Here is a 19,991-nt window from a genome sequence, read left to right on the forward strand (position 1 = left end):
GATGACCGACACCGCGCCGGCGACCCTTGCCAAACCCGCCGAGCCCGGTCCCCGTCGCTTGCCCGATCGCGGCCGCTCTCGGGCGAGCAACCTCGCGACGAGCTGGGAAGCGCTGCTTTTCCTTCTGTTCCTGGCGATCTTTGCGGCGAACTCCCTCGCTTCCCCCTATTTCCTCGACATCTGGAACATCTCGGACGCAACCTTCAACTTCACCGAAAAGGCGATCGTCGCCTTGGCGCTGGCCTTCGTGATCCTCACCGGCGAGATCGACATCTCGGTGGCCGGCATCATCGCCCTCGCCTCCACCGTCATGGGCTGGCTCGCCTCCACAGGCGCCGGCATGCCGGAAGTGGCGATCGCGGGCATTCTCACGGGCCTCGCCTGCGGGATCGTCAACGGCTTGCTTGTAACGCGGCTCGGCCTTCCTTCCATCGTCGCCACCATCGGCACGATGAGCCTTTTCCGGGGCCTCGCCTATGCCATTCTCGGCGACGGGGCTTTCACCGACTACCCGGAAGGCTTCGATTATTTCGGGCAGGGCTATGTGTGGGAGTGGCTTTCCTTCGAATTCACGGTCTTCCTCGGGCTGGCCGTCCTCGCCGGCGTGGTTCTCCATAAGACGAGGATCGGCCGTTCGGTGCGGGCCATCGGCTTCAACCCGGCGGCGGCGCGCTTTTCGGGGCTGCGCGTCGAGCGGATGAAGTTCCTGGCCTTCGCGGTGACGGGGCTCGCAGCGGGGCTCGCCTCCGTGATGCTGACGAGCCGGCTCGGCTCGACGCGGCCCTCCATCGCGCTCGGCTGGGAACTCGACATCATCACCATGGTCGTCCTCGGCGGCATCTCGATCAACGGCGGCTCGGGCTCGATCCCCGGCGTCGTTCTCGCCGCCTTCGTGATGGGCCTCATCACCTTCGGCCTCGGCCTCCTCAACGTGCCGGGCATCATCATGTCCATCTTCATCGGCCTCCTCCTGATCGCCGTGATCTCGCTGCCCGTCCTCCTGTCCCGGCTGGCCACGCGCTTCAAAAGGAACCGGGCATGACCTCATCCGAGAAGATCGCCTTCCGCATGGTGCTGAAAAGCGGCATGGAAGCGGAATACCGCCGCCGCCACGACGAGATCTGGCCGGAACTCGTCAGCCTTCTGAAAGACGCCGGCGTCAGCGATTATTCGATCCATCTCGACCGCGAAACCAACCACCTCTTCGGTGTCCTCTGGCGTGACCTCGATCACCGCATGGACGCGCTGCCGACCCATGCCGTGATGCGGCGCTGGTGGGACATGATGGCCGACATCATGGAGGTGAAGGCGGACAACGAGCCGGTCGCAACCCCGCTCGAAACCGTGTTCCACCTTCCATGAGCGCCCCTTCCTCCGCCCGCCGCGTGGCGGTGATCGACATCGGCAAGACCAATGCCAAGGTGGCGCTGCACGACCTGGAGGCGGGTGCCGACCTCCTCGTGCGAACCACGCCGAACCGGGTCCGCACCGATGGTCCTTACCCGCATTTCGATGCCGACGCCTTGTTCGCCTTCATTGAGGATGCGCTGAAGGAGTTCAGGGCGCGAGGTCGCATCGAGGCCATCTCGATCACCGCCCATGGCGGCTCCTGTACCCTCGTCGGCGAGAACGACCTCGCGCTGCCGATCCTCGACTACGAGCATGAGGGCCCTGAGGAAACGCGCGCCGATTACGACGCTTCACGCCCGCCCTTCTCCGAAACCTTTTCGCCGCCTTTCCCGAACGGGCTCAATGTCGGGGCGCAGCTCTTCTGGCTGGAACAGCGCTTTCCGGACGATTTCGCGCAGGCGCGGCACCTTCTTTTCCTGCCGCAATATTGGGCCTGGAAGCTGACGGGGGTCGCGGCGAACGAGATCACCTCGGCCGGCTGCCATACCGATCTTTGGGCACCGCTTGCCGGCGCACCCTCCTCGCTGGTCGAGGCCCGTGGCTGGAGCCGCCTGTTCCCGCCGATGCGCAGCGCCTTCGATGCGCTCGGCCCCCTGAGACCTGAGATCGCAGAGGCCATCGGCGCGACGGGCGAGACCATTCCCGTTCATTGCGGCATTCACGATTCCAACGCCTCGCTGCTTCCCTATCTTCTCCAACGGGAAGCGCCCTTCACGGTTCTGTCCACGGGCACCTGGGTCGTGTCCTTCGCCGTTGGCGGAAAGGCGCGCGAGATTGAGCCCGGCCACGGCCTTCTCGTCAATCTCGACGCCTTCGGACAAACGGCCCTGTCGGGCCGTTTCATGGGCGGGCGCGAGTTCGACATTCTGACGCGGGGCGATCCGGCCGAGCCGACCGAGGCCGAGATCGCCGAGGTGCTGGAAACCCAAATTTTCGCCCTGCCGACCTTCGTCGCCGGCACCGGGCCGTTTCCGAAAGGATCGGGTCGCTGGAGCCACGATCCGGACACGTTGTCTCCCGGCGCACGCTGCGCCGTCGCGAGCCTTTATTGCGCAGCCGTGGCAGGCGAGATGCTGCGCCTCACCGGCGCGGACGGGCCAACGATCGTGGAAGGCCCGTTCGGGCGCAACGCCCTGTTTCTCAATGCCTTGGAAGCCGTCACCGGACGGCCCGTTTCGCGCGCGTCCGGGGCGACCGGCACGACGGCCGGCGCGGCGCTGCTAGTGCGCGGACCGATCAGGGCCGAGCCGACACGCCCGGCGCCGGCGGAGCGGGCCGCCGTGTCACTGGCACTCAACACCTATGTCCAAGCATGGCGGCGGGCGGCGGCCGCATAGAAAAACCCACCGCGCGGAGCTTTCGACCCGCCCGGTGGGCTGGGATTTCCAAGGATCAGAACCCGTCGGAAGCGGTGCGGGGCGCGCCCTCGGTCTGGCTGAGGCGCGGGCCGTCGCGCATCGCGCTGCCGCTCGACGTACCGACCCCGTTCGGGCCGAAGCCGAACTTGATCTTCACGAGATCATGGGGCTGCAGTTCGGTGGTTTCCTGCGCCGTCAGCGTCGTATAGGTGCCGTCCGCGTTGCGCCGCACCACCTCGAACTCCGGCTGCATCTCGCGCACGTCCCGCTCTTCGAGCTGGAGCTGCTGGGCCTGGATGCCGGCCTGGTTCGCCAGAAGCTGCGCGACCTGCATATCGAGCTGCGCCTTGCGCAACGCCAATTCGACCTCGTTCAACTCCCGCTGGCTTTCGGCATTGCGCGTGTTGGTGATGGTCGTGATCTCGCGGCTGTTCTCGGCGAGCGACTGGCGCGACTTCGTCAGCGCGATCTCGAGATCGAGCAGCCCGCTCTTCACGTCGGCGAGCGAGCGCTCGAGTTCGTATTGCCGCGAATTGATGGACAGGCCCTTGGAGGCCAGGCTTTCGCCCGCCTTCATCAGGTTGTTGGCGAGTTCGATCTGGCGGTTCTGCGTGACGATCTTGGCTTGCAGCGTCGCGATTTCCTGCGTGTAGAGTTCCTTCAGGTCGTTTGCGGCGCGGATCTGGCTTTCCAGCTCCACGCGGCGCAGGCGCATGAGGTTGCGCTCGTCGGCGAGCTGCGCTTCGGCCGTCGGGCTGGTCTTGATCTCGTCGGGCAGATCGAAACTATCGCGGCCGGCGATCTCGGCGCGAAGGCGCGCCGCGCGAAGCAGAAGGCCGCTCTGGTCGATGCTGGCGGTGCGCACCGCGCCGGCCGCCTGGATGCGGTCGCGCTCGTAGTTCAGGAACATATTGTCGCCGCGGTTCTCGATGCCGCCGGCAAGGCTCACCGCCTTCATCACGGTCAGGTCAGCGTCGAAGGGAAACTTGCCCGGCGTCTTGACCGTGCCGACCACGTAGATCGGTGCGTGCTCGGTGATCTCGATCGAAATGAAGGGCCGCATGGACGAGCCGCCGTTGCGGCTGAGAGCATCGGAAATCGCGGCGGACAATTCGGTGGTGGTGAGACCCTGCGCCTTGACCTCCCCGACGAGCGGGATCGCGGTATTCCCGGAACCATCGACGGTGTATTCGCCGTTCACGGCTTCCCAAGCCTGATACTTGGCCTCGGTGGAACTCCATTCCACGACGCGCAGCATGATCTTGTCTTCGGAAACGATCCGATAGGGCGCAGCCTGTGCCATATTGGCCGGCAAAGTAAAACCGAGCGCGCAGAAAGAAGCGAGCAAGAAACCGGCTGCGCCTCGGCGGGTGCCGGCGCCCTGCCCCGGTCTTGCCCCGGCGAAGGCGCTCTCCAAACGAACCGAACGCGAAACCGCCTTCATCCATTCCGACATGGGGAAACTCAACTCCACCGGTTCATCGCCCGAATTCAAGAATAGGGAACGGGCGCTTGGCACCCGATTTTCCGCCACGGACCGAAAACCTCATCGAGTTCAGCCGCCTGTGGTCGTTACGGCAGCATGGTCGAGAAAGTCGGCCCCAATACGGCAGCATGACCCATCATTGCCGATACTATCGCTTCTGCATGACGAATTGTCCATCATGACAACCGCCGCGCGTCTCGGATCGAACCTTTAACCGCTAACCCACACTTCCCGCGACCCGAAAAATTCGCGTCGCGGAGCGAAACCCACAAACTTCATTCCGCAAGGTTAACCACGCCCGCGCGAGAAACGCGCCATGATCTCGACGATAACCACCTTTGCCATTTACCAAGAATTGGCTATGCGCAACTTTCTGGGGCGATCCTCCGCGGATTGGCGTAGATAGATCGCCACGCCGTCTATGCTTGTGGAAAAGAGCTCATCCATGAAAATTCTGATCACCGGCAATATGGGCTATGTCGGGCCCGCCGTCATACGGGAATTGCGCGGAGCCCATCCCGACGCCACGCTTGTCGGCTACGATTCGGCCTTCTTCGCTCATTGCCTGACCGCCGTGGAAGCCGTTCCCGAAGGCCTTCTGAACGAGCAGCGGTTCGGCGACGTTCGCGCCATTCCCGCCGAACTCCTGCAAGGCTGCGACGCCGTCATTCATCTGGCCGCCGTGTCGAACGACCCGATGGGCAGCCGGTTCGAGCAGGTCACCCACGACATCAACCAGGAAGCCTCCGTCGCCATCGCAAAGGCGGCGGCCGCAGCCGGGGTCAAGAACTTCGTTTTCGCGTCGAGCTGCAGCGTCTACGGCGTCGCCGCCGGTGATTCGCGGAAAGAAACCGATCCGCTGAACCCGATGACTGCCTATGCCAAGTCCAAGGTCGGCACCGAACAGGGGCTGGCCGGGATCGACGGCTCCATGACGGTCACCTGCCTGCGCTTCGCCACCGCTTGCGGCATGTCCCCGCGCCTTCGCCTCGATCTGGTGCTGAACGACTTCGTGGCCTGCGCCCTGTCGTCCGGCGAAATCACGGTGCTCAGCGACGGCACGCCCTGGCGCCCGCTGATCGACACGCAGGACATGGCCCGCGCCATCGCCTGGGCCGCGACGCGAGCAAGCGACAATGGCGGGCACTATCTCGTGGTCAATGCCGGCGCGGACTCGGCGAACTATCAGGTTCGCGATCTCGCCGAAGCCGTGGCGCGTCAGGTGCCCGGCACGCGGATCTCGATCAACACCTCGGCGGCCGTCGACAGCCGCTCCTATAAGGTGGACTTCACCCGCTACGCGGAACTGGCCCCCGACCACCAGCCGCGCGTCAAGCTCGACGATTCCATCGCCGAACTCGTCGCGGGGCTGACCGCCATGGGCTTCAACGATCCCGACTTCCGGCAGTCGAAGATGATCCGCCTGAAGGTTCTGGAAGGACATATCGCGTCCGGCCGCTTGTCCGGCGCCTTGGAATGGCAGGGGAACAAGGTATGAAGGTCGCACTTCTGGCAGGCGGTTTCGGAACCCGGCTGAGCGAGGAAACCTCCGTTCGACCGAAACCCATGGTGGAGATCGGCGGACGTCCGATTCTCTGGCACATCATGAAGTTCTACGCCCATCACGGCTTGCGCGACTTCGTGGTGCTGGGCGGCTACAAGGTCGAGTATATCCGCGACTACTTCCTGAACTACCGCGCCAACGAAAGCGATTTCACCATCGAGCTGAAATCGGGCGAGGTGCAGTGGGCGAGCGCCGTCAACGAGGACTGGCGCGTCACCGTCGTGGATACGGGCATGAACTCGATGACCGGGGGCCGTATCCGGCGCGCCCGCCATCTTCTGGGGGACGATACCTTCTGCCTGACCTATGGCGACGGCGTCAGCAACGTGAACATTCCCGCCCTGATCGACACCCACCGCGCCGCCGAAGCCCTTTGCACGATGACAGCCGTGGTGCAGCCGGGCCGCTACGGCGCGCTGCGCATCGAGGACGAGACGAACCTCGTCCAGGGCTTCCGCGAAAAGGGCGCGCATGACGGCGGCCTCATCAATGGCGGCTTCTTCGTGTGCGAGCCGGGCATGATCGATCTCATCGACGCCGACGACACCGTGTTCGAAGGCGAGCCGATGGAGCGGATGATCGAGCGCGGCAAGCTGGCGAGCTACGCGCATGACGGCTTCTGGCAGAGCATGGACTCGCTTCGCGACCGGCACGTGCTGGAAGAAATGTGGGCCAAGGGCAAGGCGCCCTGGAAGGTGTGGGGATAAGCGGCGGTGATCCTCGTCGATACGGCGCTGGCAAAGCGCGAGGCCGAGAACCGGCCGATCAGGGTGGCGCTGGTCGGCGCCGGCTTTCAGGGCAAGGGCATCGTCCGCCAGATCATGACGTCTGCGGCCGGCAAGCCGATGAAGGGCATGCGCGTCGTCGGCGTCGCCAACCGCAATATCGGCCCTGCCCAGAAGGCCTTCTCCGAGATCGGCATCGAGCCGACCGTCGCTGATGGGCGCGGCGCGATCGAGCGCGCCATCACTGACGGCCGGCCCGTCGTGACCGAGGATGCGGAAGGCTTGGCGAGCGCCGAGGGCGTCGACGTCGTGGTCGAGGTCACGGGCTCCATCGACTACGCGGCGCGCGTCGTCCTCAGCGCCATCGAGGCGGGCAAGCACGTCGTCCACATGAATGCCGAAATGGACGGCACGGTCGGTCCGATCCTGAAGAACAAGGCGGACGAGAAGGGCGTCATCTACAGCTTCTCCGATGGCGACCAGCCGGGCGTCCAGATGAACCTCTACCGCTTCGTCGCGGGCCTTGGGGTGACGCCGGTTCTTTGCGGCAACATCAAGGGCCTGCACGACCCCTACCGCAATCCGACGACGCAGCGCCCCTTCGCCGAGAAATGGGGGCAGAAGCCCGCCATGGTCGCGTCCTTCGCGGACGGCACCAAGATCTCCTACGAGCAGGCGATCGTGGCCAACGGCACCGGCTTTCGCGTGGCGCGGCGCGGCATGATCGGCCCGGACTTCTCCGGCGGCGATCCTACCGCCCCGCTCGTGCCCTTGGAAGAAACGCTGGCCGCCTTCGGCGAGCATCTGAAGGGCGCCGAGACGGGCCTCGTGGATTATGTCGTGGGCGCCCGCCCCGGCCCCGGCGTTTTCGTGCTCGGCACCCATGACGACCCGGTGCAGAAGCACTTCCTCAATCTCTACAAGCTCGGCACCGGGCCCTTCTACTGCTTCTACACGCCCTACCATCTCTGCCATTTCGAGGTGCCGAACTCGATCGCCCGCGCGGTTCTCTTCGGCGACGCGGTGCTGACGCCCCGAGGCGGCCCCGAGGTCGGGGTGATCGCGCTCGCCAAGAAGGATCTGGCGGCCGGCGAGGTCATCGAGGAGTTCGGCGGCTACGAGGCCTATGGCGTGGCGGAGAATTCCGACGTGATCGAGCGGGACGACCTCCTGCCGCTCGGCCTCGCGCTCGGCGCGACGCTGCGCCATCCGGTGGCGAAGGACACCCCGCTTCGCTTCGCCGATGTTTCCATTCCCGAGGGCCGGATCGTGGACGCGCTTTATTCCGAACAGCGCCGACGCTTCGCGGCCCCTTCTTCATCAGGACCTGCCGCATGATCATCCAGGAAACGGAACTCAAGGACGCGCGTATCATCGACATCGAGGCGCGCGGCGACGAGCGCGGCTGGTTCGGGCGCACATTCTGCGACGCCGAATTCGGCGCGGCGGGCCTCGAAACCCGCTTCGTCCAGCAGAACGCTTCGGTGTCGGCGGAGAAGGGCACGATCCGCGGCATGCATTTCCAGCGCCCGCCTCATGCCGAGGTGAAACTGATCCGCTGCCTTCGCGGCGCGATCCTCGACGTGATCGTGGACATGCGCAAGGACTCCCCGACCTATCTGAAGCACCAGGGCTTCGAGCTGTCGGCCGCGAACCGTCGCCTTCTCTACGTGCCGCGCGGCTTCGCCCACGGCTTCCAGACGCTGACCGACGATATCGAGGTGAGCTATCTCGTGTCGGCGCCCTATACGCCGTCAGTCGAAGGCGGCGTGCGCTACAGCGACCCGAAGATCGGCATCTCCTGGCCCCTCCCCGTCAGCGTGATCTCCGACAAGGACGCCAACTGGCCCCTTCTCGACGGCACGAACCACCCCGATCTCTGACGATCCCCGCGCACCGGGGCGTGAAACCTCTCCGGTGCGCTTCTAGAAGACCTTCCAGACGAGGCTGGAGTAGCGATACTGCGCGCGCTTCTTCGCGACTCGGACGCGGACGATCCGAAATCCCAGCATTCTCTGGAAATGCCGCAGGCCATTGTCCAGCTCGAAGGGGCTGCGCGTATCCGCCAGGTAACGGACACCTTTGGCCGACAGTCGCTCCACCACGATCTGGGTCAGATAATAGCGCGTATCCGAGTGCTGCTTGCTGTCGCCAAGCGTCAGAAAGGCGGTCAGAACCGCCCATTGTCCGTCATGGGGCGTGACGGCGATCATCAACGGCTCGCCGTCCTGCGAGAAGGCGACGGTCCACATGCCGAGGCCAATCAGAAACTTGTGGTCCGCATCGACCTGCCGATAACGGGCATCGGCTTTCTTTTCCAACGCCTCTTCCAGCACCCCGACGAGCCGCTCCTGTTCGGCCCAGTCGTCAACGGCCCGCCATGTGACGCCGGCACCAACCGCCGCCCTCGCCTTGCGGCGCAAGGTCTGGCGGCTCGAACCCTGGCTATAGGCTTCCGGTTTATCGGGAACGGGAAGGATGCACGCGCCGGTGGCGCCCAAGGTGACCGTGTTCTTGAAAAATCGCTTGGTCAGGGCTTCGTGGATCGTTTTTCCCTGGGAACATTCCGATAGCGAAGCGTCCACAACAGGCAACCGCAGCACGTTCTGGATTGCGCGAATGGATCGGCGTGGATGACGAAGAAAAAAGGAAAGGTACTTCCTTTCCATGGTCCTATAGAATTCCAAATAACTCGAAAGATCCTGTTCGGCCGTGACGACCGTTGCTGCAGGCGCATCTGAGCGCTCTGTCCAATTCCAAATCTTCTTCAAAAGGTCACGCATCCGATAATCGAATTTGAGTTCGGCAACCATGTCATCGGGATCGCACGCGGAATCTTGTGCTTTTCCTATAGACGCGACACATGGATATCTTCAATCCATTGATGCCGCTTTCCACTTGGATCTGTCGCCATTACTAACAAATCCGATTTTCATCCAGACATCGCGACTGAGCCGGGGCTCCAAAACCTACCTGACTCTATGTCATGAAAAGCCGACGCATCCTTCGAGCGACGCCGAACCCGCTTGGGGCTTCGCATCGCGCGGAAATCAGCCTTTCAATAATGCATCGGCATGAAGAGTCTACGAATGTCCGCCGAACAAGAAACCCCGACCTCTCGCCGGACAGGGGGCGTTAGCCAGAGGCGACGCTTCGTGGCTTCACGCCACCTGATCGGCGAGTCCGAGCTTGGCCATGACGAGTTCGGCAATGGCGAGCGACGACGTCAGGCCGGGCGACTCGATCCCGAAGAGATTGACGAGCCCCGGCAGCGAATGCGCCTCCGGCCCGTCGATGCGGAAATCCGCTGCAGGCTCGCCAGGACCGGAAAGCTTGGCGCGAATTCCTGAATAAGCGGGCACCATCCTGTCCGGGTCGATCCGTCCCCAGATCTTGCGCGCCGCTTCCACGAAAGATTCCCGGCGTCCCGCGTCCACGGTGTAGTCGACGGCCTCGATCCATTCGACATCAGGACCGAAGCGCCCGGCTCCGCCCATGTCGAAGGTCAAGTGCGTTCCAAGCCCGCCCGGAACCGGAATCGGGTAGATGAGATGGGAGAAAGGCAGCCGCCCGCCATAGGCGAAATAGTTGCCGCGGGCGTAACGCACGTGCGGCACGAACGCCTCACCGAGGCCTTCGGTGCGCTCCGCCAGGCGATGGGCCGCAAGGCCGGCGGCATTGACCACGAAGGATGCGGTGACGCGATCCTCCCCGATCCTCAGTTCCCATTCGTTTTTGACCTGCGACAGGCCCTCGACGGAGGTGAGCCCGACGAAGCGCGCGCCATGCGCTTCGGCTTCGGCCAGAAGAGCCGTCATGTAGTCGTGGGCGTCGACGATGCCGGTGGAAGGCGACAAAAGCGCCTCGGCGCAGTCGAGTTCGGGTTCGAGAGCGCGTGCTTCGGCGCCCGTCAGACGTCGCAGATCGCGAACGCTGGCGGCTTCGGCATTGCGGACGATCCGATCGAGATCGGCGCCCTGGTCGGGCGTCGCGGCGAAGATCAGCTTGCCGATCCGCTTGAAGGGCACTTGGTGGCTTTCGCAAAAGGCGTAGAGCAGCTCGCGACCGCGCACGCAAAGCCGCTCCTTCAACGGCAAGCCCGAATAATAGATGCCGGCATGGATCACTTCGCTGTTGCGCGAACTCGTCCAGGAACCGAAGGAGCGCTCTCCGTCCAGAATCAGGCATTCGCGCCCGGACCGGGCCAAAGCCGCGCCGATCGCCAGACCGACAACACCCGCGCCGACGACGACGGCATCCACATCCGCCATGGAAGATTCCTTTCGAAAAGCCGGCGTGCCGACGCTCGGCACTGCTGGGATGAACAAAAAGGCGCCGTTTCTAGCCCCTCGCAGGTTTCGAGGCCTCGATCGCCTTGAGCATCGTCCGAGCCGCGCGCTCCCAGGTGAAGCCGCGCGCCTGGTCGAGCCCCTTCCGCCGCATCTCCTCGCGAAAAGGCACGTCGTCGACGAGGCGGCGAATGGCGCTCGTCCATTCGCTCGCGCGGTGAGGGTCGGCGATCAAAGCCGCATCGCCGCAGACTTCCGGTAAAGCGCCGCAGGGCGCGATGATGGCCGGGCAGCCGAGAAGCATGGCTTCAAGGGGCGGCAGGCCGAAGCCTTCGGTGAGGGAGGGACACGCGAAGGCCTTGGCCTGCCCGAAAAGGGCGGCAAGTTCCCCATCGCTGATCCGGCCGAGAAAGCGCACGTTTGGCCCCGCTTGGACGCCTTCCTTCTCGAAATCGGCCCGGCCTGCCGCCCCGAACAGGACGAGCTCCACGTCGGCGAGAGCGGGATCGGAGAAGGCCTCAATGAGGATGCGCACGTTCTTGTGCGCCTGCGTATTGGCGAGAGCGAGAACGAAGTTCCGGCCCTCGAGCCCGACCGACGCCGGATAGCCAGCCTGCGGCACGACGCGCAGGATATGGTCGCAGCCATTGGGAACCACGACGATCTTTTCCGGCTTCGCGATGCCGTAATGCACGAGCTGGGACTTGGAATATTCCGAAACGGTCAGAACCAGGCGGCCCCGCTTCGCCGCCACGGGGAAGTTCGTCTTGTACCAAAGGCGGAAGCCCTTGGAATAGGACTGAGGCGTCGAATAAACCTGCGCGTCATGCATCATCATGACGGAGTTCGAATAGGCGAGCGGGCTGATGTTGCAAAGGCTGACAAGCGTGCGTCCCCGCGCCAGCCTCGGCAATTCGACCTGCTCCCACAGGATGTTCCGCAAATATCCGCTGAGCCGGCCGCTTTTCGTGCTGGCAATCCGCGACAAGGAAAGGTCGTGCGTTTCGGCTTCCGGCATCAACAGTTCGGCCGACACCCTCGACGCCACGTCCTTGTCCTTGGCCAGGATCTCGTCCAAGGCGAGAATGATCTCGCCGGCGACGCGGTGCACGCCGGTCGGGGCGCTGGTCAGAAACTTGCCGTTGAAGACGATATCCATTCCGTATCCAAATCTCCGGCGCTCGAAGCGCGACCGCCCTGCCTGGACCGCCACTCCAGCTTCCATGCCCGATCAGCTTTTGCCGAAGCAAGCGCTTCCGACGATCCTGCGCGCGACCAAAGGGGCCGAGGCAACAGATCGGAGGCGAAGAACAGTCTGCAACGTGCGGCACGACGTCGGCCCTGTTTCCCGGCGGGAATGGTTCGCAGATGCGTTCCTGTCATGCAAGTTCGAGCGCCCGTTGGGAAGCGACGTTTGAATCGAAGGTAAATTCACCAGGTCTTGCAAGGACAAAAGCAAAGCGCGGAGCGCTTGGAAACGTGTTCCGGGGCCGGAAAGAAAGATCCGGCCCAGCGGAACGACCGTGAACCATAATCCGATAATCAAGCGAAATCACTCGCTGCCTCCAAGTCTGCGATGATCGGGACGATGGCGTTCGGCTCCGCGTCCGCCTACAAGCGGTCGGCAGCCCGAACCGGGCAGCGGCGCATGAATCAACGCGCGGGTCACCGTTCCACGATTGCGTGCGCCGGCCGCATCGCCCTTGGGGCGAAAGCCGCAAGGAGACGAAAAAGAACGATGGCGTCGCCGAGCCTCACTCACAAGGCCGCCCTTGCGAGCATATGGGCGGTCGGCGGACGATTCATCGCCCGCATCATCGACCTTGCCAGCCTGCTGATCCTGGCGCGCATTCTCACGCCCGCCGATTTCGGCATGGTCGCCGTCGCGACGACCGTTCTTTCGCTCGTGGAGGCGATCCTCGAACTGCCGCTGAACCAAGCGCTGATCCGCCAGCCGACGCTGACGAAGCCGATGTTCGACACGGCGCTGACTCTCGGCCTCATGCGCAGCGTGGCGATCGGCGCCATCATGGTCGTCGCGGCATGGCCGCTCTCGATCTACTACGAAAATCCCGCCTTGTTTCCGCTGATCGCAGCCTTATCGCTGGCCCCGGCGTTGCGCGGTCTCGTCAGTCCGAAGCTTGTCGTCTTCATGCGCGAGTTCGACTTTCGCCGGGAATTCACCATCGACATCGCCGGCAAGCTTTGCACCCTCGTCGTGTCCACGAGCCTCGCCATCTGGACGGGCAGTTACTGGGCTTTGGCGGCCGGGACGGTCGCCGGCCCGCTGATGTCGACGGCCCTGTCCTATGTTCTGGCGCCGCTGGCGCCCCGCCTGACGCTTTCCGAATGGAAGATCTATCAGGACATGATCGGCTGGAACACCTTGTCCCAGACCATCAGCGCCTTCAACTGGCAGTTCGACCGCCTGCTTCTTCCGCGCTACACGAGTCTTTCGCTGTTCGGCGCCTTCGGTGTCGCCGATACGCTGGCGGGCATCATCCAGCAGACCTTCGTCGTGCCCTTGATCCGGCCCTTGAGCGCAGCGTTCACCAAGCTTTCCACGAACGAGGAGCGCATCGCCGCTTATCGCAGCGCAACGGAAGCCGTCGTGATCGTCGCGGCCCCGCTTCTGATCGGTCTGGCGGCTCTGGCCGAGCCTGCCCTTCGCATCGTCGTGGGTGAAAAATGGCTGGCGGCAACGCCGTTTCTCACCAGCCTCGCTCTTATCGGTCTCCTCAGCCTGCCGCTGCTGATCCTCGGGCCGCTCGTCGTGGCGCTCGACCGCACGCGCTATGGCGCGGCGCGCGTGGCGGTGGAAATGGCCGTGAAGACCCCGGCGACCCTGATCGGCGTCATCTATTACGGCATCGAGGGAGCGCTGGTGGCCAGGGCACTGGCGGGCATAGCCGCCTATGCCGCCAATGTCGTGATCGTCAGGCGCCTTATCGGGATGGGCATCGTCGCGCAGCTCCGGGCGCTTGTCCGCCCCGCCTGCTGCGCGGCAATCATGGCGGTTTGCCTGCTCGCCGTCCGGCCCTTGCTGGCCGGCATGCCCTTGTCGCCGCAACTGGTACTGGGCTCGCTCGTCGTCGGCCTCCTCGGAATGACGCTCTTTTGGGTGATGATTCTCGCGAGCTGGTACGCCGTCGGCTGCCCCAACGGCATCGAGACCGTCGTCATGAGAACTCTCGATCATCTTCGCACCCGCGCGATGACGATCGCCCGGCGCCGGCGGGCTACCAACCATGAATGATCGGCAGCCGCACCTGAAAAACGGCAAGAACAGATTGCCGCGGCGTTGACGCGAATGTTATCCTTGCCTATCCAGCGTCAAATTACTTTGTCTTAGAAGCAAAGCAAAGAAGAGAAGGCATCCGGCCATGACAGCTTCTCACGGAAACCCTCCGCTGGTCGCCATCGTCACGCCTGTCTACAATGGCGAGGCCTTTCTCGAAAAGACCATGGCCAGCGTCCAGAACCAGACCTATCCGAACATCGTCCATGTCGTTCTGGACAATGCCAGCGTGGACGGATCGGCCGCCATCATCGAGCGCTTCCTTCATGGTCGCGTGAAGGTCGAATTCCACCGGAACGAGGCCGTTCTGCCGCTGCAGGAAAACTGGAACCGCGCCTTTTCCTTCGTCCCGGAGGAAACGCGCTACGTCAAACTGAACTGCGCCGACGACCTCATGCGGCCCGACGCGATCGAGCGCATGGTGGAGCTTGCCGAGACGAACGAGGAGATCGAGGTCGTTCTCAGCGACGACGTCTTCGACGACAGGGTACGCCAGTCCTGGATGCCCCGTACGGCAAAGGTCCATGATGGACGAACGGTCGTGCGTCGATATCTGGAAGGCACGGTCGGCTGGCTTCCGTTCCACCATTTCTTCGTGCGCATGCGGCCGGAATTCCCGCGCGAGCAGTTCTGCGGCACGGTCTGGGCGCCGGACCCCTTCGTGGTCGCGCGCAGCGCCCTTCGCGGCAAGGTCGGCTACATTCCCGAACCGTTAGTCTACACACGCTACCACGCCGAAAGCGTCACCGGTAAGGAGGTGAAACTCGGCAGCATTCGCCTTCATCTCGTGCCGGTGAACCTTTGGCGCGAATTCGGCTCCCGGATCTATGACGCGCGCGAGCAGATGGTGTTCCAGCATCGCTTCCAACGAAGAATGGCGCGGATGTGCTTGATCATGTGGTCGCGCAAACAACATCAGGGCGTCAAACTTCTGCGGGACGAGTTGCAGAAGGCCGGCCAATCCTTGTCCTTCTCGAATTTCGCCGTTTCGGCCGCTGGTTATCCCTTCTACAAGATCAGAAAGCTCCTGCGCGAGCCCGCCCCGCGCCGCGTCATGCACGAGACCGATTTCGCCGCCGATGGCCGAAACTGAGGGAAGCGCGAGCGCCGTTTCGATGGTGACCGGGGCCAAACAACCCTTGCCGTCATCATATTCGGATCGCCGACAGAGGCTTCCTTTGTTGAAGATCTCGACGCGTCGAGGGATTAGCTCCTTCCGAAGACAGTTGAGGGCGCGCGCCTTGCCACCTCGAACCGTTCAGATGAGGTTTTTCGTGGAGCGGTCGCACGGACAACAATCGCGACCGTGACCGGAATTAGTCATCCGCCCAAAAAACTCCCACCTTCCGCCTATGTCACGACACCCGAGGCTGCCGATGTTCTATCGGAAACCGCAAACATACTTACCCGGTTTCGTTGGAAACAATTTGAAATATTCTACGGACCTCGACCCTCGTAAACCAACACACGACAATCCGGGTGAAACGATGTTCGTGACGGCTTGGAGCACACCACCGTTTACTTGCAATTTCTTTACGCTTAAGGCAGGTTGCGTCGGACGTGGCGCATTCGCAAGACTGGCCCGGCGCCGAAAAATCAGAACAAACGAAGCGTCTCAGGGCTCGATATGACAAATCAAATGGTCTACCGATCCCCGGCGATGTCCTCCGCGCCTTCCGGGAGCGCGGTGGAAAGCTCGCCGGTGTCGATGCAGGCCATCCTGCACTTCCTGCGGATGCGCTGGATGACGATCGTGGCGACGACGCTCGTCGCCGGCGCGCTCGGTTTCCTTTACGTCGCCACGGCGACGCCGAGCTATTCAACATCGACGCTTCTTCTTCTGAACCGGCAGACCTCGGGAACGGATGTCCAGGCTCTCGAAGTTCAGGCGAGCTTCATCGAAGGCCAACTCGAGATCGCCAATTCCTTCGATACGCTGGCTTCCGTCGTCAAGAAGCTTGATCTCGGCTCGAAGCCCGAATTTCAGGAGGAAGCGCCCTCGCTGATTTCAAGGCTACGCGAGCAGGTCGCCCCCCCTCCCGCGGGCTCGAGCGCTGAACCTGCCGCCAATCCCTTCCAGACCGACGAAGAGATTCACGTCAACGCGCTCGTGACCGCCCTTCGCGGTCACGTCACCCTGCGCCAGATCGGTCAGTCCGCCGTGATCGAGATCACCGCGTCGTCTTCCGATCCTTATCAGGCGATGCAGATCGCCAATGCGCTGGCCGACGAATACATTGCCAAGAACATTTCCATGAAGTCCTCCGGCGCGCGCACCTACAGCGAATGGCTGGGACGCTTCGTGACCGATCAGCAGCGCGAACTCGTCGATGCCGCGAACGCGTTGTCGCAGTTCCGCGCGACGGGAGATCCGCGCGATCAGTTCAAGCTGACGGAACTGCAGAGTGCGGCGGAAGCGCGCAAGACGCTCTACGAGACCACGCTGACGCGCTTCACGGAGGCCCGGCAGCAGATCAGCTATCCGGTATCCGACGCGACCGTGATCTCCAAGGCCGGCCTGCCTCTTTCGAAGTCTCATCCGCGGCGCGGGCTCGTGATGGCCTTCACCGTTCTTGTCGGCCTTCTGGCCGGCCTGATGCTGGCTTTCGGACGGCACGCGACCGACCGCCGCATCACTCAGGCCGGCCGCCTCGGGGCCGAGGCCGGCCTGCCGTTTGTCGCCAAGCTCTCGTCCTCCAAGTCGCGCTTGAGCGGACGCAAGACACCGGTCGCGTTGTTTTCGGAAGAGTCCCAACAATCGGGTTCGAGCCTGTCGCGGGATGTCGCAGAACTCGGTGCGAGCCTTGCCGTTGTTCGCCACGTCAAGCGCAGCCCGATCATCGGAATCGTCGGCGTGGAGCCGGATGTGGGCGCCACCACCACCGCCTTCGGCCTCGCGCGCCAATGGGCCGATACCGGCATTCGCGTCCTTCTTCTGGATGCTTCGGACGAAACGACCTTGAGCCGGCTTCTGGCGCCCGATGCCGATTTCGGCATTTCCGACGTGCTCGACGCGGCCGAGTCCTTTGAATCGACCGTTGTCTGGCTGACGCCGAACTTCGCCTTCGTTCCCTTCGGCTCGCGAACCGGCGCCACCCCGGCCGCCCGCGTCAGTTCCAAGCGCACGGGCCTGCGCCTTCAGGACCTGAAGGAAAAGTTCGACGCGGTGCTCATCGACCTGCCCGCCGTTTCGGCTTCGGCGGACGCGCGCCTCATCGCCTCTAGTCTGGACGGCGTCGTCGTCGTTTCACGCTACAGGCGCACTTCCGTCGATCTGGCGGTGGAAACCGTGAGGCAGTTGCGCAGTTCGGGCGCGGACGTTCTCGGGGGCGTCGTGAACTTCGCGACCAAAGCTTGATCGGCGATCCCCGCATGTCCGTTCCTCGACCGACCGGGAGCGACCATACGCAGCGTCTTGATCCAATGCGCGTCGTGATCGCTATCGCATCGGCGGGGCGGCCTGCCGTCCTCGGCCAGACCGTCCGCTACATGGCCGGAACCCTCATCCCGGCGGCCGACGAAATTCTCGTTTGCACGCCGAACAAGGAGGATGCCGCCGACCTTCCCGATCTGCCGAACCTTCGCGCGATGGTGGGCCCGCGCGGCTCCTGCGCTCAGCGCAACGAACTTCTGAAGGCGGCGACATCCGCCGATCTCGTCATCTTCTTCGACGACGACTTCTACCCGGCACGCGACTTCGTGGAGCGCACCGTCGCGCTTTTCCGCTCGCGGAACGACGTCGCCGTGGCGACCGGCAACGTCCTTCTCGATGGCATTCACGGGCCGGGCGTCACCCCCGACGAGGCGAAAGCCTTTCTGGCCGAAGTCCCACCGCAGCCGCACGCGATCGGCGACACCTACAATGCCTATGGCTGCAACATGGTGGTCCGGATGGATCTCATTCGCGCGCACGGGCTTTCGTTCGACGAGCGCCTGCCGCTCTATGCCTGGCTGGAAGACCTCGATCTTTCCCGCCAGCTCGCGCGCCATGGCCGGTCGGTGCGCTGCACCGACATGGTGGGCGTGCATCTGGGCGTGAAGACGGGCCGCTCGCCGGGCCGGCGCCTCGGTTATTCGCAGATCGCCAATCCCTGGTATCTCGTGCGCAAGGGAACCATGTCCCCGTCGAAGGCATGGTCGCATGTGAGCCGGAACGTCCTCGCCAATCTGGCCGGCGCCGTGAAGGGCGATGCGCTTGTCGACCGCAGGGGCCGTCTTTCCGGCAATATCGGCGCGATCGTCGACATCCTGCGCGGTCGCAGTTCGCCCGACCGCGTCCTGTCGTTCCAAGACCCGAAAGCAAACGGCACCGTGTCCGGAACCGGCGGGACCTCGGCGAAGCAGCAGGGATCTTAAGGCGCAAGGGCGACCACCTTTCGTCGATCCGTTTCTGCAAAGGCGGATAGCGAATTATATCCTGCACAACCTGACGGGGCAGGCCTTTACAGCCGCAGGACCTTACGCAAGAACAGGCCGAATGAAAGGCTGACGCTCTTGGCTGTTCATCATGAAGAATGAACCCTCTTTTCCCTGACGTCCGAAGCAAGTACGCTTCAGTCGATCGCCTCCTTCAACAACATGAGGGGTGCGTCTTCGAAATTTCTGGTTCGACGACGTATGCGGGAAATAACGGACGCGCGCGCTCATGGAAACGGTCTCGACGCATTCCTCGATATTGAACCCGCAAACCCCGAGCGGATCGTCCCATGATCGCCCGCCGGGAGCCGGCGAGAAAAACCGCGTGATGTTTCTCGACTCGCTGCGCTTCGTGGCAGCGTCAGCCGTGGTGTTCCAGCATGTGGCGGAAGGCGAAGGAGGTCTCGGCAAATACGCCGTGGAAATGCTTTCCCCGGGCGTTTTCGGCGTCGTCCTGTTCTTTATCGTCAGCGGCTTTGTCATTCCCATGTCCGCGCGTGGTCGGTTCGATCCCAAAATCTTCGCCATCCGGCGGTTCTTCCGCATCTATCCGCTGGTCCTCGCCACCTTCCTTCTGCTGGCGATCCTGGCCTATGGCGGCTTCGTCCCAGCCTTCGACGCCGTGCGCTCGTCGACATTCAAGGATTGGGCGGCCAATCTCCTACTCGTGCAGGACTATGTGGGCGCGGTTCCCCTTTGGGGCGTGACCTGGACGCTGAGCCTGGAAGTCGCCTGGTACGCCGTTTTCGCGATCGCGCTTCTTTCGCTCGGGTCCCGCTTCGACAAATGGCTCGCGATCATTTTTCCCCTGGCCATGCTGGCTTTGGCGCTCGGCTCGATCCTGATCGATCATCGCCTGCCTTTGGCGCGCGTGAACATGCTCTACGCGGCGGTGCTGGGTTGCCGCATCTATCGGCATCTGGAAGGAGAAGTCGGCCTTGGCCGCGTGTGCGCCGATGTCGCCGCGTTTCTGTTCGCGACCCTGGTCTGCAATGTCGTTTCCTTCGGGCACTTCACGCATCCCAACATCACGATGAGCCAAGCCGTTTTCCCCTGGATCGCAGCGACGCTGGTTTTCGCCGGAGCAACGCTTATCCCAGCCGTTCGCCGGTCGTATCTCTTGAACAATGTTGTTCTTGGTTGGCTCGGCGCCATCAGTTTCTCGACCTATCTCCTCCATGGCTTTGCCATGGCGATCGCAAGCGACATCGCGCCCGAAAGATTGGTGGCCGCATCGAGCGTGGCTCTGACGCTCGCCTTTTCGGTTCTGGGCTATTACCTCGTCGAAAAGCCCGGGCAGGCCCTTGGACGGATCGTCACGCGCCGCGCAAGGTCGCGAACGGAGATGAACCTTCGACTGGACAGTTCCACGTCCCGATGAAACGCAACGCGATCCTTGTGAAACCACGCCTTCACCGGCTTCGCCGTTCCTTCACCGTGGTTGC

At 63.4% G+C, this 19,991-nt stretch carries 16 protein-coding genes; 12 read left to right on the forward strand and 4 right to left on the reverse strand.

The genetic code is table 11. The features are described 5' to 3' along the window. Position 1 precedes the first annotated feature (1 nt). From F9929_RS08935 to F9929_RS08945, 3 genes are read left to right on the forward strand one after another with little or no spacing between them, the layout of a single operon-like run. Positions 2-1,042, forward strand: a complete 1,041-nt coding sequence (locus F9929_RS08935; RefSeq protein ID WP_152046523.1) for an ABC transporter permease — start codon at positions 2-4, stop codon at positions 1,040-1,042. Further along, positions 1,039-1,362, forward strand: a complete 324-nt coding sequence (gene rhaM / locus F9929_RS08940; RefSeq protein WP_152046224.1) for an L-rhamnose mutarotase — start codon at positions 1,039-1,041, stop codon at positions 1,360-1,362. The genes F9929_RS08935 and rhaM overlap by 4 nt, the downstream gene beginning before the upstream one ends. Then, the gene (locus F9929_RS08945) at positions 1,359-2,747 is read left to right on the forward strand and encodes an FGGY-family carbohydrate kinase (protein WP_152046225.1); all 1,389 of its coding nucleotides are present in this window, start codon (positions 1,359-1,361) and stop codon (positions 2,745-2,747) included. The genes rhaM and F9929_RS08945 overlap by 4 nt, the downstream gene beginning before the upstream one ends. Before the next feature lie 55 nt (positions 2,748-2,802). Here the strand turns inward: F9929_RS08945 and F9929_RS08950 are convergent, their stop codons facing one another. Next, positions 2,803-4,116 carry a polysaccharide biosynthesis/export family protein gene (locus F9929_RS08950; RefSeq protein ID WP_193227671.1) on the reverse strand — a complete coding sequence of 438 codons (1,314 nt, stop codon included), beginning with the start codon at positions 4,114-4,116 and terminating at the stop codon, positions 2,803-2,805. Positions 4,117-4,699: 583 nt separating this feature from the next. Here F9929_RS08950 and F9929_RS08955 point away from each other — a divergent pair. Genes F9929_RS08955 through rfbC form a run of 4 tightly spaced genes read left to right on the forward strand, consistent with a single transcriptional unit; the run spans position 4,700 to position 8,426 of the window. Continuing rightward, positions 4,700-5,752, forward strand: coding sequence for an NAD-dependent epimerase/dehydratase family protein (locus F9929_RS08955; protein WP_152046227.1), 1,053 nt, complete (start codon positions 4,700-4,702; stop codon positions 5,750-5,752). Next, positions 5,749-6,525, forward strand: coding sequence for a glucose-1-phosphate cytidylyltransferase (rfbF, locus tag F9929_RS08960; protein WP_152046228.1), 777 nt, complete (start codon positions 5,749-5,751; stop codon positions 6,523-6,525). Before F9929_RS08955 ends, rfbF begins: the two co-directional genes overlap by 4 nt. A gap of 6 nt (positions 6,526-6,531) precedes the next feature. Next, positions 6,532-7,881, forward strand: a complete 1,350-nt coding sequence (locus F9929_RS08965) for an NAD(P)H-dependent oxidoreductase (RefSeq protein ID WP_152046229.1) — start codon at positions 6,532-6,534, stop codon at positions 7,879-7,881. Next, on the forward strand, positions 7,878-8,426 hold the full coding sequence (rfbC, locus tag F9929_RS08970) for a dTDP-4-dehydrorhamnose 3,5-epimerase (RefSeq protein WP_152046230.1): 549 nt from the start codon (positions 7,878-7,880) through the stop codon (positions 8,424-8,426). Before F9929_RS08965 ends, rfbC begins: the two co-directional genes overlap by 4 nt. Before the next feature lie 42 nt (positions 8,427-8,468). Here the strand turns inward: rfbC and F9929_RS08975 are convergent, their stop codons facing one another. From F9929_RS08975 to F9929_RS08985, 3 genes are all read right to left on the reverse strand, one after another. Next, on the reverse strand, positions 8,469-9,356 hold the full coding sequence (locus F9929_RS08975; protein ID WP_152046231.1) for a hypothetical protein: 888 nt from the start codon (positions 9,354-9,356) through the stop codon (positions 8,469-8,471). 348 nt (positions 9,357-9,704) lie between these two features. Further along, the gene (locus F9929_RS08980) at positions 9,705-10,814 is read right to left on the reverse strand and encodes an NAD(P)/FAD-dependent oxidoreductase (RefSeq protein WP_152046232.1); all 1,110 of its coding nucleotides are present in this window, start codon (positions 10,812-10,814) and stop codon (positions 9,705-9,707) included. A gap of 70 nt (positions 10,815-10,884) precedes the next feature. Beyond that, complete coding sequence (locus tag F9929_RS08985) at positions 10,885-11,991, reverse strand: glycosyltransferase family 4 protein (protein ID WP_193227672.1); 1,107 nt, start codon at positions 11,989-11,991, stop codon at positions 10,885-10,887. Between the two features lie 579 nt (positions 11,992-12,570). On the opposite strand from F9929_RS08985, the gene F9929_RS08990 reads away from it, so the two are divergent. From F9929_RS08990 to F9929_RS09010, 5 genes are all read left to right on the forward strand, one after another. Continuing rightward, the gene (locus F9929_RS08990; protein ID WP_152046234.1) at positions 12,571-14,088 is read left to right on the forward strand and encodes an oligosaccharide flippase family protein; all 1,518 of its coding nucleotides are present in this window, start codon (positions 12,571-12,573) and stop codon (positions 14,086-14,088) included. Positions 14,089-14,215: 127 nt separating this feature from the next. Further along, positions 14,216-15,223 carry a glycosyltransferase gene (locus F9929_RS08995; RefSeq protein ID WP_152046235.1) on the forward strand — a complete coding sequence of 336 codons (1,008 nt, stop codon included), beginning with the start codon at positions 14,216-14,218 and terminating at the stop codon, positions 15,221-15,223. Positions 15,224-15,790: 567 nt separating this feature from the next. Next, positions 15,791-17,488, forward strand: a complete 1,698-nt coding sequence (locus tag F9929_RS09000; RefSeq protein ID WP_193227673.1) for a GumC family protein — start codon at positions 15,791-15,793, stop codon at positions 17,486-17,488. A 65-nt stretch (positions 17,489-17,553) separates the two neighbouring features. After that, the gene (locus F9929_RS09005; RefSeq protein WP_235919182.1) at positions 17,554-18,486 is read left to right on the forward strand and encodes a glycosyltransferase family 2 protein; all 933 of its coding nucleotides are present in this window, start codon (positions 17,554-17,556) and stop codon (positions 18,484-18,486) included. A gap of 388 nt (positions 18,487-18,874) precedes the next feature. Beyond that, positions 18,875-19,927, forward strand: coding sequence for an acyltransferase family protein (locus F9929_RS09010; RefSeq protein WP_235919184.1), 1,053 nt, complete (start codon positions 18,875-18,877; stop codon positions 19,925-19,927). Positions 19,928-19,991 lie beyond the last annotated feature (64 nt).

Source organism: Aureimonas psammosilenae, from assembly GCF_009176975.1.
Taxonomy (GTDB): Bacteria; Pseudomonadota; Alphaproteobacteria; order Rhizobiales; family Rhizobiaceae; genus Plantimonas; species Plantimonas psammosilenae.

What these genes read in the sequence shown, in the direction of transcription:
- F9929_RS08935 (WP_152046523.1), top strand. Translation starts at nt 2, where the DNA reads ATGACCGACACCGCGCCGGCGACCCTTGCCAAACCCGCCGAGCCCGGT.
- rhaM (WP_152046224.1), top strand. Translation starts at nt 1,039, where the DNA reads ATGACCTCATCCGAGAAGATCGCCTTCCGCATGGTGCTGAAAAGCGGC.
- F9929_RS08945 (WP_152046225.1), top strand. Translation starts at nt 1,359, where the DNA reads ATGAGCGCCCCTTCCTCCGCCCGCCGCGTGGCGGTGATCGACATCGGC.
- F9929_RS08955 (WP_152046227.1), top strand. Translation starts at nt 4,700, where the DNA reads ATGAAAATTCTGATCACCGGCAATATGGGCTATGTCGGGCCCGCCGTC.
- rfbF (WP_152046228.1), top strand. Translation starts at nt 5,749, where the DNA reads ATGAAGGTCGCACTTCTGGCAGGCGGTTTCGGAACCCGGCTGAGCGAG.
- rfbC (WP_152046230.1), top strand. Translation starts at nt 7,878, where the DNA reads ATGATCATCCAGGAAACGGAACTCAAGGACGCGCGTATCATCGACATC.
- F9929_RS08975 (WP_152046231.1), bottom strand. Translation starts at nt 9,356, where the DNA reads ATGGTTGCCGAACTCAAATTCGATTATCGGATGCGTGACCTTTTGAAG.
- F9929_RS08980 (WP_152046232.1), bottom strand. Translation starts at nt 10,814, where the DNA reads ATGGCGGATGTGGATGCCGTCGTCGTCGGCGCGGGTGTTGTCGGTCTG.
- F9929_RS08985 (WP_193227672.1), bottom strand. Translation starts at nt 11,991, where the DNA reads ATGGATATCGTCTTCAACGGCAAGTTTCTGACCAGCGCCCCGACCGGC.
- F9929_RS08990 (WP_152046234.1), top strand. Translation starts at nt 12,571, where the DNA reads ATGGCGTCGCCGAGCCTCACTCACAAGGCCGCCCTTGCGAGCATATGG.
- F9929_RS08995 (WP_152046235.1), top strand. Translation starts at nt 14,216, where the DNA reads ATGACAGCTTCTCACGGAAACCCTCCGCTGGTCGCCATCGTCACGCCT.
- F9929_RS09000 (WP_193227673.1), top strand. Translation starts at nt 15,791, where the DNA reads ATGTCCTCCGCGCCTTCCGGGAGCGCGGTGGAAAGCTCGCCGGTGTCG.
- F9929_RS09005 (WP_235919182.1), top strand. Translation starts at nt 17,554, where the DNA reads ATGCGCGTCGTGATCGCTATCGCATCGGCGGGGCGGCCTGCCGTCCTC.
- F9929_RS09010 (WP_235919184.1), top strand. Translation starts at nt 18,875, where the DNA reads ATGTTTCTCGACTCGCTGCGCTTCGTGGCAGCGTCAGCCGTGGTGTTC.